The sequence below is a fragment of the Microbacterium sp. Marseille-Q6648 genome, assembly GCF_943181415.1.
Lineage (GTDB): Bacteria > Actinomycetota > Actinomycetes > Actinomycetales > Microbacteriaceae > Microbacterium.
Window position 1 is genome coordinate 1 of sequence record NZ_CALPBZ010000008.1, and the last position, 11943, is coordinate 11943.

15 protein-coding genes are annotated in these 11943 nt (G+C 72.4%); 9 read left to right on the forward strand and 6 right to left on the reverse strand.

Annotation, left to right across the window (positions count from 1 at the left end):
- Nucleotides 1-70 precede the first annotated feature (70 nt).
- Complete coding sequence (locus NFR93_RS15880; protein WP_251455497.1) at nt 71-562, reverse strand: bifunctional nuclease family protein; 492 nt, start codon at nt 560-562, stop codon at nt 71-73.
- Between the two features lie 99 nt (nt 563-661).
- Between NFR93_RS15880 and NFR93_RS15885 the strand changes: the two genes are divergently transcribed.
- Complete coding sequence (locus NFR93_RS15885) at nt 662-1003, forward strand: DUF2834 domain-containing protein (RefSeq protein WP_251455499.1); 342 nt, start codon at nt 662-664, stop codon at nt 1001-1003.
- Here NFR93_RS15885 and NFR93_RS15890 read toward each other — a convergent pair.
- The gene (locus NFR93_RS15890) at nt 979-1686 is read right to left on the reverse strand and encodes an aquaporin (protein ID WP_251455501.1); all 708 of its coding nucleotides are present in this window, start codon (nt 1684-1686) and stop codon (nt 979-981) included. The genes NFR93_RS15885 and NFR93_RS15890 overlap by 25 nt on opposite strands.
- Nucleotides 1683-2051 carry an ArsR/SmtB family transcription factor gene (locus NFR93_RS15895; protein ID WP_251455521.1) on the reverse strand — a complete coding sequence of 123 codons (369 nt, stop codon included), beginning with the start codon at nt 2049-2051 and terminating at the stop codon, nt 1683-1685. Before NFR93_RS15895 ends, NFR93_RS15890 begins: the two co-directional genes overlap by 4 nt.
- A 90-nt stretch (nt 2052-2141) precedes the next feature.
- Here NFR93_RS15895 and NFR93_RS15900 point away from each other — a divergent pair, with 90 nt between their 5' ends.
- The 5 genes from NFR93_RS15900 to NFR93_RS15920 all read left to right on the forward strand — a co-directional run bounded on the left by NFR93_RS15900 (nt 2142) and on the right by NFR93_RS15920 (nt 6041).
- On the forward strand, nt 2142-3452 hold the full coding sequence (locus tag NFR93_RS15900) for an FAD-dependent oxidoreductase (RefSeq protein WP_251455503.1): 1311 nt from the start codon (nt 2142-2144) through the stop codon (nt 3450-3452).
- Nucleotides 3443-3973: a GNAT family N-acetyltransferase gene (locus NFR93_RS15905; RefSeq protein ID WP_251455505.1), complete on the forward strand. Its 531-nt coding sequence runs from the start codon at nt 3443-3445 to the stop codon at nt 3971-3973. Before NFR93_RS15900 ends, NFR93_RS15905 begins: the two co-directional genes overlap by 10 nt.
- A 10-nt stretch (nt 3974-3983) precedes the next feature.
- Complete coding sequence (locus NFR93_RS15910) at nt 3984-4880, forward strand: metalloregulator ArsR/SmtB family transcription factor (RefSeq protein WP_251455507.1); 897 nt, start codon at nt 3984-3986, stop codon at nt 4878-4880.
- Between the two features lie 85 nt (nt 4881-4965).
- Entirely contained in the window at nt 4966-5382 is a 417-nt protein-coding gene (locus NFR93_RS15915) for an arsenate reductase ArsC (protein ID WP_251455509.1), read from the forward strand.
- Entirely contained in the window at nt 5379-6041 is a 663-nt protein-coding gene (locus NFR93_RS15920) for an arsenate reductase ArsC (RefSeq protein ID WP_251455511.1), read from the forward strand. Before NFR93_RS15915 ends, NFR93_RS15920 begins: the two co-directional genes overlap by 4 nt.
- 31 nt (nt 6042-6072) lie before the next feature.
- On the opposite strand, the gene NFR93_RS15925 is transcribed toward NFR93_RS15920, so the two are convergent.
- Nucleotides 6073-7431 carry a pyridoxal phosphate-dependent decarboxylase family protein gene (locus NFR93_RS15925; RefSeq protein ID WP_251455523.1) on the reverse strand — a complete coding sequence of 453 codons (1359 nt, stop codon included), beginning with the start codon at nt 7429-7431 and terminating at the stop codon, nt 6073-6075.
- A 136-nt stretch (nt 7432-7567) separates the two neighbouring features.
- On the opposite strand from NFR93_RS15925, the gene NFR93_RS15930 reads away from it, so the two are divergent.
- Nucleotides 7568-7924 (forward strand): YidH family protein, encoded by a 357-nt coding sequence (locus NFR93_RS15930; RefSeq protein WP_251455513.1) that lies wholly within the window; start codon nt 7568-7570, stop codon nt 7922-7924.
- Entirely contained in the window at nt 7921-8262 is a 342-nt protein-coding gene (locus tag NFR93_RS15935; protein WP_251455515.1) for a DUF202 domain-containing protein, read from the forward strand. Before NFR93_RS15930 ends, NFR93_RS15935 begins: the two co-directional genes overlap by 4 nt.
- A 63-nt stretch (nt 8263-8325) precedes the next feature.
- Here NFR93_RS15935 and NFR93_RS15940 read toward each other — a convergent pair whose 3' ends face one another.
- Both NFR93_RS15940 and NFR93_RS15945 read right to left on the reverse strand, forming a co-directional pair.
- On the reverse strand, nt 8326-10110 hold the full coding sequence (locus NFR93_RS15940) for a glycoside hydrolase family 35 protein (RefSeq protein WP_251455524.1): 1785 nt from the start codon (nt 10108-10110) through the stop codon (nt 8326-8328).
- A 92-nt stretch (nt 10111-10202) separates the two neighbouring features.
- Entirely contained in the window at nt 10203-11114 is a 912-nt protein-coding gene (locus tag NFR93_RS15945; protein WP_251455517.1) for a sugar kinase, read from the reverse strand.
- A 283-nt stretch (nt 11115-11397) separates the two neighbouring features.
- On the opposite strand from NFR93_RS15945, the gene NFR93_RS15950 reads away from it, so the two are divergent.
- The gene (locus NFR93_RS15950; protein WP_251455519.1) at nt 11398-11916 is read left to right on the forward strand and encodes a ribonuclease H family protein; all 519 of its coding nucleotides are present in this window, start codon (nt 11398-11400) and stop codon (nt 11914-11916) included.
- Nucleotides 11917-11943 lie beyond the last annotated feature (27 nt).

An 11943-nucleotide genomic window follows, 5' to 3' on the forward strand; every position in this document is an offset into this window, starting at 1 on the left:
CCCAAGCGCCGCCCCGCCCCCCTGGCGCCCCGCGAGTTCTTCGCGGGGCGCCGTCCTGTCTCCGGCGGTCTCAGCCGCGGAAGTCGTCGGGGTCGACGTCCTCGAGGAACTCCTTGAACTCCGCCAGCCGCTGCTCCTCGTCCTCCTCGACGAGGGTGTCGGGGACCCCGGCCTCTTCGAGGACGGCATCGTCGACGAAGATCGGCGCGGCCGTGCGGGAGGCCAGAGCGACGGCATCCGAGGGCCGCGCGTCCAACCGGTGGACGGCCGACCCCGCGGCGAGCGACACCTCGGCGTAGAACGTGCCGTCCTCGATGCGCGTGATCTCGACGGCGGTGACCTGTGCGCCCAGCGAGATGACCATCGACCTCATCAGGTCGTGCGCGAGCGGCCGCGGCGTCGGCGCGTTCTCGACGGCGACCAGGATCGACGTCGCCTCCTGCGCGCCGATCCAGATGGGCAGGATGCTGCCCGAGCCCGGCAGCTCGGTGATGGGCTTCAGCAGGATGACGTGCTGACCCGTGGAATCGAGGGCGACGCCCGCGACGCGCACCTGGACCATGGGGTTCCCTTCGCGAGGTGGGCGATCCTGCCATCGTATGCCGCGGCGTCCCGCGGCGGCATGGGGTGCGCGGACGCCCGCTTCCGGGATGATCGAGGCATGACGCGTCATTGGAGTCCGCTCGCCCTCGTCTACCTCGGTCTTGCCATCACGGGCCTCGTCGGCACCTGGTGGTTCAACGCGCTCGCGATCATCCAGCTGCGCGACTTCATCGGCGACCTGACCTCCAGCGGTCCGGCCGTGTCATCGATCACCGTGGACCTGCTGGTCGTGGCGGTCGCCGGCAGCGCGTTCCTCATCGTCGAGGCCCGCCGCTTGGGCATGCGCTTCGGATGGCTCTACGTGGCGGCATCCGGGATCACTGCGTTCGCGTTCACCTTTCCGCTGTTCCTGGCGATGCGGCAGCGTCGGATGAATCAGCTGGCGGCTGCCTCGGAGTGAGAGCCGTCGGGCACGATCGCCGGGTCGGGGTCGGCCACGGGGAACAGTGCTCGCACGAGCAGCCATGCGAGCACGGCGCCGACGAGCTGCGCGCCGATGAACGGCAGCACCGACGCCGGAGCGATGCCCGCGAAGGTGTCGCTGACGGCGCGACCGACGGTGATCGCCGGATTCGCGAAACTCGTCGACGAGGTGAAGAAGTACGCCGCGCCGATGTAGGCGCCGACCGCCGGCGCGGCCAGGTGAGCCCGCTCGGTGCGGACGAGGGCGAAGATCACCAGGACGAGGCCGGCCGTCGCGACGACCTCGGCCAGCAGGTGGGGCCACGTGGCGCGGTCGGTCGTGCTGAGCGCGGTGGGCACGCCGAACATGGCGTTCGCCAGCACGGCGCCGGTCACGCACCCGGCCACCTGCACGGGGACATACAGCGCGACGGTGCGCCACGGCCGCCCTCCGCTGAGCGCATCCACCAGCGTCACGACCGGGTTGAAATGCGCCCCCGACACGGGGGCGAAGACGAGGATCAGCACCGTCAGTCCCAGAGCGGTGGCGAAGGCGTTCTCGAAGAGGGCGAGGCCGACGTCGCCGGGCGACAGGGTCTGCGCCGCGATCCCCGACCCCACGACGACAGCGGCCAGGCCCGCACTGCCGAGGAACTCCGCCGCGCCCGCGCGGGCGCTCACGACGCGGCCAGCAGCTGCGCGACGCGGTCGAGGGCACCCGGCACGAGCCGGAAGTACGCCCACGTGCCCCGCTTGCTGCGGGTGAGGAAGCCCGCTTCGGTGAGCACCTTGAGGTGGTGCGACACCGTCGGCTGGCTCAGCCCGACCGGCTCGGTCAGGTCGCACACGCAGGCCTCGGCATCCGCAGACGCCGCGACGATCGACAGCAGCCGCAGGCGCGTGGGGTCGGCGAGCGCCTTGATGGTGTGCGCGAGCTGCTCCGCCTCGAGCGCGTCGAGCGGCTCGCGTACGAGCGGGCTGCAGCAGGCCGCACCGTTGGCTGCGGGATCGGTCGCGGCGGTCACGTCGGTCAGGTCCAGGGAGATCACGCATCGATGCTAATCGATATTGACACTCATCGATAGACGGGTGCATACTCAGGCATCGACAGTCATCGATATATGAAAGGCCCGCTCGTGACACTCCTCGATCTCACCGCCCCGCCCTCCCGCAGCGATCGCCTCACCGCGCTCCCCGTCGCGATCGTCGGCGCGGGACCGGTCGGCCTCGCGGCCGCGGCCCACCTCGTCGAACGCGGCATCGACGTCGTCATCCTCGAAGCCGGGCCGGATGCCGCATCCAGCGTGCGAGCGTGGGGACACACGCGGCTCTTCTCACCCTGGCGCCACGTCGTGGACCCTGCGGCGGTCCGCCTGCTCGAAGCCGCGGGATGGACGCTCCCCGATGCCGACCGCGCGCCGACCGGCGCAGAGCTCGTGGAGTCCTACCTGCTGCCGCTGGCGCGACTCGAGGCGATCGCATCGCGCCTGCGCACCGGCATCCGCGTCACGGACATCTCACGAGAGGGAATGGACCGCACCCGCACGCGCGGCCGGGCGGCGGCGGCGTTCGTGCTTCGCACGCAGACCGCCGACGGCGCGATCGGCGAGGTCACGGCCCGCGCGGTCATCGACGCCTCGGGCACGTGGCACTCGCCCAACCCGCTGACCTCCAGCGGGTTGGAGCTGCTCGGCCTGGCAGACGTCGCGGACCTCGTCACGGCACCCCTGCCGGACGTGCTCGGCCGTGATCGCGCCCGTTTCGCCGGCCGTCACACCACCGTCGTGGGCGCCGGACACTCCGCCGCCAACACGCTCCTCGCGCTGGTCGAGCTCTCCCGCAGCGAGCCGGGCACCCGGGTGACGTGGATGATCCGCAACGCCAGCGCCGTCCGGGTGTCATCCTCACCCGAGGACGAGCTGAGCGACCGCGCGAAACTCGGCGGTCGCGTGGAGCAGGCCGTCGCCGCCGGAGAGGTCGACCTCGTCGACGGCTTCGAGATCATCCGCGCGCGCCGGGACGGCGACCGCGTGGTCGTCGTGGGCAGCCGGCGCGGCGAGATGGTGGAACACCCCACCGATCTCGTCGTGAACGCCACCGGGTTCCGTCCCGACCTCTCGATGCTGCGCGAGATCCGCCTGGACCTGGACGAGATCGTCGAGGCCCCGCGGCGCCTCGCCCCGCTCATCGACCCGAACGTCCACACGTGCGGGACCGTGGAGCCGCACGGGTTCCGCGAGCTCACGCACCCGGAGCCCGGCTTCTTCGTCGTCGGCATGAAGTCCTACGGTCGCGCTCCCACCTTCCTCCTCGCCACGGGCTACGAGCAGGTGCGGTCGGTGACGGCCTGGCTCTCGGGGGACGTCGCCTCGGCGTCGACCGTCGCCTTGACCCTCCCCGCCACGGGCGTGTGCTCGACCGACATCGGCGGGGCCGGATGCTGCTGAGCGCCGTCCGCCCCATGACCGCAACGGACTGGCCCGAGGTCGCCGAGATCTATCGGCACGGCATCGAGGAGGGCGAGGCGACCTTCGAGACGACCGTGCCCGAGTGGAGTGCGTTCGACACCGGCAAGCTCGCCGCCCCGAGACTGGTCGCCGTGGCCGGATCCGGCGCCGTGCTCGGCTGGGCCGCGGCGTCGCCGGTGTCGACGCGGGCGGTCTACCGGGGCGTCGTGGAGCACTCGGTGTACATCCATCGCGACGCACGCGGCAGCGGTGCGGGGCGGGCGCTGCTGACCGCGTTCATCGAAGCCGCCGAGGAGGCCGGCATCTGGACGATCCAGGCGAGCGTCTTCCCCGAGAACGGCGCGAGCATGCGCCTTCACGAGCGCGCGGGATTCCGCGTCATCGGGCGCCGCGAGCGCATCGCCCGGTCGGGCCTCGGTGCGCATGCCGGGCAGTGGCGCGACACGATCCTCATCGAGCGCCGGTCGGAGCGCAACGGGCGCGACGGGCATCTCCAATAGACTGCGGTCTATGGATACGAGTGGGCGCGTGGCGGGGGCGCGCGGACCAGCGGTGCTCGCCGACCCCACGCGAGTCCGGATTCTGCAGGAGATCCGTCGCGCACCGGACGGACGGGCCATGGTGAGCCGGCTCGCCGACACGCTGGGTCTACGACAGCCGACCGTGAGCCACCACATGAAAGCGCTTCTCGGCGAGGGCGTCGTCACGCGCGAACAGGACGGCCGCCGCGCGTGGTACCGCATCGCGGGCGCCCACGAGGGCCGCATCATCGCCCTGCTCGGCGACGCCGAGCAGGGCGGCGACCCCGACCTGGAGCGCATCAGCGCCGACCTCGCGCTCCGCTTCCGCGGCACGCTCTCGCCCGAGACGGTGGCACGCTGCGTGGAGGAGAGCAGGGACCTCCTCGCCCTGTCACCCGGCCCCCTCCTGGCCTCCCGCACCGGCGCGTTCGCGGCAGCCCGCCTCGAGGCGCTCGTGCGGGGCGACGCCGCACGGACGAGTGCCGAGCGACCCGAGGTGCTGTTCGTCTGCGTGCAGAACGCGGGCCGCTCGCAGATCGCCGCGGCGATCCTGCGCCACCTGGCCGGCGGCCGCGTGAGCGTGCGCACCGCCGGATCAGCGCCGGCTCCGCAGGTCAAGGCGAGCGTGGTGGCGGCGCTGGACGAGATCGGGGTCCCGGTCGGCGGCGAGTTCCCGAAGCCCCTGACCGACGAGGCGGTCCGCGCCGCGGACGTCGTGGTCACCATGGGCTGCGGCGATGCCTGCCCCGTCTACCCCGGCCGGCGCTATCTCGACTGGGAACTCCCGGATCCCGCCGACCTGCCCCTGGACGCCGTGCGCGGCATCCGAGACGACATCGAAACGCGGGTCCGGACTCTGCTGGACGAGCTTCTTCCCGCCGCCTGAACGGGTTCACGCAACGTTCACCCGACAGCGTCGAGTAATGCATAGATATAGGTCTATGCTTTAGTCGAGAGAAAGCGAGTCCTTCATGGCCGAAACCCCCACCGTCCTGTTCGTCTGCGTCCACAACGCGGGGCGCTCCCAGATGGCCGCCGGCTACCTGCGCGCCCTGGCGGGCGACCGGATCGAGGTGCTGTCCGCGGGGTCGGCCCCGAAGGACCAGATCAACCCCGTGGCGGTCGAGGCGATGGCCGAGGAAGGCATCGACATCGCCGGCAACACCCCGAAGGTGCTGACCGTCGAGGCGGTCAAGGAGTCGGACGTCGTGATCACGATGGGCTGCGGCGACGCCTGCCCGATCTTCCCCGGCAAGCGCTACGAGGACTGGGAGCTCGAAGACCCGGCAGGACAGGGCATCGAGTCCGTCCGCCCCATCCGCGACGAGATCCGCGGTCGAGTCGAGACGCTCATCTCGGAGCTGCTGCCCGCCGGAACGGGCGCATGAGCTCCGGCGCGGTGGCCGGGTCGCGCGGCCAGGACGCCCTGCTGTCGCCGGATTCGATCCTGCACCGCGCCGCCGAGCGGCTCGCGCACCAGTTCCGCGGCATGATCGGCGAAGAGACCGCCGAACGGGTCGTGTTCGAGTCGTACACGGCGCTGGGCCGCACCGCCCGCGTGCAGACGCACCTGCCCAGCCTGGCCGAGAAATTCGCGCGAGACCGCCTCACCGCGCTCGCGCAGTCGAAGGGACTGCTGGCCAAGCCGGTGCCCGAGGTGCTGTTCGTGTGCGTGCAGAACTCGGGCAGGTCGCAGATGGCCGCAGCCCTGACGCGGCACCTCGCCGGCGACCGGGTGCACGTGCGCTCGGCCGGATCGCAGCCCGGAACCGAGATCCTGCCCGCGGTCGTCGCCGTCCTGGGTGAGCTCGGGATCGAGGTCGCCGAGGAGTTCCCCAAGCCCTTGACCGACGACGTCGTGCGCGCGGCCGACGCAGTCGTGACGATGGGCTGCGGCGACGCCTGCCCGCTGTATCCCGGCAAGCGCTACCTCGACTGGCACCTGGACGACCCGGGGCGGCTGGACCTGGCCGGCGTGCGCCGCGTCCGCGACGAGATCCGACTCCACGTCGAGCAGCTCCTGTCGGAGCTCGCGCCCCGCGTCTGACGCGGGAGGTCGGCTCCTTCGGTCCGCGTGATCAGACGAGGGTGTCGAGGATGCCGGTCAGCAGCTCGAAGGTCGTCAGCGGGCTGATGATCGCGAACCGCAGCACGGGCTCCCCGCGGTGGGAGCTCGGCACGACGAAGCCCTGCTGGTCCTCGAGCAGGCGGTCGGACCACGCGGCGTAGTCCGCGAGCGTCCACCCGTCGCGACGGAACACGACAACCGACAGCTGCGGGTCGCGCACGAGCGAGAGCCCCGGCCTGGCCCCGATCTCGTCCGCGATCTCGCGGGCGAGATCGATGCCGTACGCGATGGCGGAGCGGTACATCTCGGTGCCGTGGGTGGCGAGCGAGAACCACAGCGGCAGGCCGCGGGCGCGGCGGGTGAGCTGGATGCCGAGATCGGACGGGTTCCAGTCGGCGCTGCCGGTGAGGGTGTCGAGGTACTCGGCGTGCTGGGTGTGCGCCAGCAGCGCCTTGTCGGGTTCCCGGTACAGCAGCGCGCACGCGTCGAAGGGCGCGAACAGCCACTTGTGCGGGTCGACGATGAGGGAGTCGGCGCGCTCGACCCCCGCGAAAGCGGGGCGCATGCGCTCGACCAGCATCGCCGCCAGCCCGTAAGCGCCGTCGACGTGCAGCCACACGCCGCGCTCGCTCGTGACGTCGGCGATCGATGCGATGTCGTCGACGATCCCGAAGTTCGTCGTCCCGGCCGTCGCGACCACGGCGAACACGGCATCGCCGTGCGCGTCGAGCACCGGGGCGAGGGCGTCACCGTGCAGCCTCCCGTCGTCACCGGTCGGCACCTTCGCGACGTCGACGTCCATCACGGCCGCCGCCGACGCGATCGACGAGTGCGCCTCGGCACTGCCCACCACGACCCAGCGTGCCGGATCCGGACGCCCGAGCTCGCGGTTCCGGCGGCGCGCGGCATCCCTGGCGGTGACGAGAGCGGAGAGGTTGCCGATCGTGCCGCCCTGCATGAACACGCCGCCGGCGCCGGCGGGCAGACCGAACTCGGCGGCGAGCCAGTGCAGCACCTCGTTCTCGGCGAAGACGGCGCCCGACCCCTCCATCCACGACCCGCCGTACACCGACGAGGCCGACACGACCAGGTCGAACGCGATGGCTGCCTTCGTGGGCGCGGAAGGGATGAACGACAGGTACGCGGGGTGGTCGGTCGTCACGCACGCCGGCGCGAGGACGTTCTCGAAGAGGGCGGTGGCGCGCCGCGCACCGATCCCGTCCGCCGTGATCGACCCCGACGCCAGTCGCGACAGGTCCCGCGGCGTGAGCGGCTTGTCGAGCGGGACGTCCTCGTAGACCGCACGACGGCGGGCGTAGTCGAGAACCTCGTCGACGGTGGCGCGGGTCTCGGCGGAGATGGCGTGCATGCGGTCGGGCGTCGCCGCGGCGGCGGCGCGCGCCGGGGCGCCGTTCAGGGGGTCGGTCACGGGGCACTCCTCGGGGTCACTCCACGGTAGAGAGCCGCCGGTGGAAGAATCAACAGCACGCCGCCGAAAGGACCCCATGTCGCGCTTCCCCCGTTCCGTGTTCGATCAGGGCGCGGACCCCGACGCCCGGTTCACGCTCGCGAACGAGCGCACCTTCCTGGCGTGGATCCGGACCGCGCTCGCGCTGCTGGCCGGCGGCGTGGCCCTCGAACTTCTGGGCCTCGATCTCGAGCCCCGCCTGCGACTGGTGGCCTCGCTGGTCCTCATCGTCTCGGGGGCGGTCACCCCGGGGCTCGCGTGGGTGAACTGGATGCGGACCGAGCGCGCACTGCGCCGCGGCGAGCCCTTGCCCCCGTCTCTGCTCGGGCCCGTGCTCGCGATCGCCGTGACCGTCTCCGGGGCGCTGGTCGTGCTGGCCGTCCTGCTCGCATGAGCGGACACTTCGACCCGGGGCTGCAGCCCGAACGCACCGAGCTCGCCTGGCGGCGCACCGCACTGGCCCTGGCGGTCGGCTCGCTCGTCGCCCTGCGGCTGCTGCCGGCCGTCCTCGGACACGTGGCGTGGATCGCCCCCGGCATCGCGGGGCTGGTCGCGTCGGGCGTGCTGTGGCTCGCCGCCCGTCGCCGGTACGCCGGGGTGTCCGCGGCGACGAGCACGGGCGGCGACCGCGTCCCCCTTCCCGACGGGCGCCTGCCGCTCGCACTGGCCGTGGTGGCCACCGGCGCGGCAGCGGTCGGGGTGGTCGTGGTCGCAGCGGTCGCGCTGGGCTGACCCCGCGGACCGCGACGAGCGGATGCCGGCGGGTGCGGCATCCGTTCGTCGGTCACTCGTCGGTCACTCGTCGGTGTGGCCCAGCTCCGGTCCCGCCGCGAACGAGACGCGGTCGACCGACGCCTCGTCCAGTTCGACGATGACGAGGCTGTTGCCGCCGTCGCCCCGCAGCACCGGGCCGGGCACGTACAGCGTCCGCTGGGGTCCGGTGCGGCGGTAGCGCCCGAGCAGGAAGCCGTTGACGAAAGCGAACCCGCGCCCGAACCCGTCGGTGGAGAGGAAGAGGTCGGTGCCCGACGGTGCGTCGAAGGCGCCGCGAAGGACGACGGGACCGGTGATCCCCGAGACCACCGGCGACGCGCCGTCCGCGGCGGCTGCCGCCGTCGCGAGAGACGCGAGATCGACGGGCGTGGCGGTCCAGCCGGTCACGGCCAGACCACCGAGCGAGACCGGGCCGATGAGCCCCTTGGGCTCGCCGAGGCGCTGGTCGTAGTTCACGCGACCCTCCTCCTCGACGATGAGGCTCAGCCGTGCGCCCGGCGGGACGCTCGCCGTGCGCGCTCCCTCGGCGCGCGAGATGGCGGCGACGCGGGTGCCGTCGATGAACACCCACGCGTGGTCGCGCACCTCGCCGGCCATCAGCACGCGGGCTTCGGGGGTGGGGAACGTGCCTGCCGGGACGGCGGCCTCGTAGACGACGAGCCCGCTGTCGACGCCGAGTTCATCGAAGGTGGGCGGGTGGGCGAAGGCGGGCCGCGCCTCGGATGCCGGGGGTGTCGCGTCCGCCCCGGAGACGGACACGGCGGGCCACACCTCCGTGACCTCGAGCACCACGTCGAAGGCGGGCGACGGCCCGGGTGCAGCGGGCGTGTCGGCGGGGACCGGGGCGTAGCGCGCGATCACCTCGCGGAAGGCGTGGTACTTCTCGGTGGGGTTGCCGGCCTCGTCCAGGGGCGCGTCGTAGTCGTAGGACGTCGCGATCGGCAGGTACCGGCCCTTGTGGTTGGCGCCGTTGGTGAGCCCGAAGTTCGTCCCGCCGTGGAACATGTACAGGTTCACCGACGCGCCCGCGCTCAGGAGAGCCTCCAGCTCGGCCGCGGATTCCGCCGGCGACGTGGTGTGGTGGGGCCGGCCCCACGAGTCGAACCACCCGTCCCAGAACTCCGAGCACATCAGCGGTCCGGTCGGCTGATGCTCCCGCAGGGTCGCGAGCCGCTCCACCGCCCGCGAGCCGAAGGACGCGGTCAGATGCAGGCCCGGAAGGCTGCCGGCCCGCAGCATGTCGGGATGCGGCTGGTCGACCGTGGTGAGCGGCACGCGGATGCCGGCGTCGCGTGTGATCCGGACGAGTTCGGCGAGATACTCCTTGTCGTCGCCGTAGGCTCCGTACTCGTTCTCGATCTGCACCAGGATCACCGAGCCACCCGCATCGATCTGACGCGGCGCGACGACGTCGTACACGCGACGCAGATAGGTGTCGACCTCGGCGAGGTACTGCGGCTCGCTGCGGCGCAGTCCGATCCCCGGCATCCCGGTCAGCCAGACCGGCAGTCCGCCGTTGTGCCACTCCGCACAGATGTAGGGCCCGGGCCGCACGATCGCGTGCATCCCCTCGGCGGCGATCAGGTCGAGGAACCGGCCGAGGTCGTTGGCTCCGGTGGCGTCCCACTCGCCGCGCCGCGGCTCGTGCGCGTTCCAGGCGACGTAGGTCTCGATCGCGTTCAGCCCGAGCAGGCGCGCTTTGCGGATGCGGTCGGCCCAGTGCCCCGGGTGCACGCGGAAGTAGTGGAGCGCCCCGGCGATGATGCGGTGCGGCTCGCCGTCCAGCAGGAAGGCGGTCTCGCCGATCTCGAAACGCGGCGTGTCCGTGCTCGGTGAGTCCGTGCTCGGCGTGTCCGTGCTCGGCGTGTCCGTGCCCGGCGGGCCGGTCTGGGCGTCGGTCACGCGGGATTCCTCTCGTCGGGGTAGTCCCCGGTGGTGGTCAGTGTCAGGGCCGCGCGCGCGTGACCGGCGGCGAGCGCGGCGGCGACATCGGCGCCGCGCAGGTGCGCCGCGAGGAAGCCGCCGGCGAAGGCGTCGCCGGCTCCGACCGGCTCCACGACATCGACGCGGTGGGAGGGGACGAAGGTGCTGACCGCGGCGTCGTAGGCGGTGGCGCCGACGTCGCCGTCCTTGACCACCAGCAGCCCCGGTTCGGGCAGGTGCGCGCGCACCTCGTCCGCGGTTCCCGTGGCCCACAGCGTCTCGGCCTCGTCGCGCCCCACGAAGACGAGGTCGGCTCGTGCCGCGAGGGCTGCCAACGGGCGGGCGGCGGTTGCGGCATCCCATAGCGCAGCGCGGTGGTTCACATCGAAGCTGACGGGGACGCCGGCACCTCGTGCCCGTTCGATCAGCGCGTCGAGGAACGCCGGCGCGCTTCCCGTCAGCGCCGCGGTGATCCCCGACACGTGGAGGAGCGCGACGTCGTCGAGGGCGACGGCTTCGGCGTCGGCGACATCAAGGTGCGAGGCGGCGGATCCGCGTCGGTAGTAGTGCACGCCCGAGCCCGGGTCCTTCACATACAGTCCGGTCGGGTGCCGCGGATCCCGCACGACGGCCGAGACCTCCACGCCCCGGGCGATCAGTCGGTCGATGATCCGGTCGCCGAGCGGATCAGCGCCGAGCCGGCTGAACCAGCGCGCCGTGACCCCGCCTGCGGCGGCGTGTGCGGCGACGTTCGACTCGGCTCCCCCGGCGTCCATGCGGAACAACTCCGCGGTCCGCAGCGGCTCGGCGACCGCCGGGCCCACCATGGCCATCGTCTCGCCGACGGCCAGCAGCACCGGCACCGGGCGGGGGCCGCCCGTCGTCATCGCCGTCCGGTCACGGGCGCCGGGCCCACGTCGCCGGATGCCCGTTCCTCGCCCGCCATCGCCCATACGAACGAGTATGCCGAAGCGCCGCCGGCCCGCAGAATCGCCACCCGACCGGCCCGGACGCCCCGGCCGGACCGGACCGCGAGAGTACATCTGGTGGACGACGGCGCGGGTGCGCCCCCGGCCCTCGTCCGTGAGATGTACTCTCGCGGACTCCAGCGGCCCCGGAGGGGGGACGGGATGGTCGGTGGGACGCGAGCGCTTGGGTAGCCTTGAGCGAGTGACCGAAGAGCGCGGATACGTCGTCGCCACCGATGGCGCCTGCAAGGGGAACCCGGGACCGGCGGGCTGGGCGTGGGTGGCAGAGGACGGCCACTGGGCAGCGGGTTCGATCCCCCAGGGGACGAACAACATCGGCGAACTCCTCGGGCTCCTCAGGGCGATCGAGGATCATCGAGACGTCGCCCACCTCGTCGTCCAAGCCGACTCCAAGTACGCGATCGACACGTACTCCTCGTGGATGGACGGACACCGCCGCCGCGGGTGGAAGACCTCCACCGGCTCGCCGACGAAGAATCGCGAGATCCTCGAGCAGCTGATCGCCGCGCGTGACGCGCGCCGAGCAGCGGGCCTTCCCGACGTCGTGCTCGAGCATGTCCGCGGTCACTCCGGGCACGTCCTGAACGAGTGGGCGGACGAGCGTGCGGTGCGCGCGTCCACCCATGCAGCGAAGGGTCTGGCGTCGAGCTGGTCATCGCTCGCGGGGCAGGATCGGCTCGACGTGTCGTCGGCGCCGTAGACCTCACCCCCCGCACTCCCCCGCGAC

Bases quoted from the DNA above. Each gene is read 5' to 3' on its own strand.
- NFR93_RS15880 (WP_251455497.1), bottom strand. From the start codon at position 562: ATGGTCCAGGTGCGCGTCGCGGGCGTCGCCCTCGATTCCACGGGTCAG.
- NFR93_RS15885 (WP_251455499.1), top strand. From the start codon at position 662: ATGACGCGTCATTGGAGTCCGCTCGCCCTCGTCTACCTCGGTCTTGCC.
- NFR93_RS15905 (WP_251455505.1), top strand. From the start codon at position 3,443: ATGCTGCTGAGCGCCGTCCGCCCCATGACCGCAACGGACTGGCCCGAG.
- NFR93_RS15910 (WP_251455507.1), top strand. From the start codon at position 3,984: ATGGATACGAGTGGGCGCGTGGCGGGGGCGCGCGGACCAGCGGTGCTC.
- NFR93_RS15915 (WP_251455509.1), top strand. From the start codon at position 4,966: ATGGCCGAAACCCCCACCGTCCTGTTCGTCTGCGTCCACAACGCGGGG.
- NFR93_RS15920 (WP_251455511.1), top strand. From the start codon at position 5,379: ATGAGCTCCGGCGCGGTGGCCGGGTCGCGCGGCCAGGACGCCCTGCTG.
- NFR93_RS15925 (WP_251455523.1), bottom strand. From the start codon at position 7,431: ATGCACGCCATCTCCGCCGAGACCCGCGCCACCGTCGACGAGGTTCTC.
- NFR93_RS15930 (WP_251455513.1), top strand. From the start codon at position 7,568: ATGTCGCGCTTCCCCCGTTCCGTGTTCGATCAGGGCGCGGACCCCGAC.
- NFR93_RS15935 (WP_251455515.1), top strand. From the start codon at position 7,921: ATGAGCGGACACTTCGACCCGGGGCTGCAGCCCGAACGCACCGAGCTC.
- NFR93_RS15945 (WP_251455517.1), bottom strand. From the start codon at position 11,114: ATGACGACGGGCGGCCCCCGCCCGGTGCCGGTGCTGCTGGCCGTCGGC.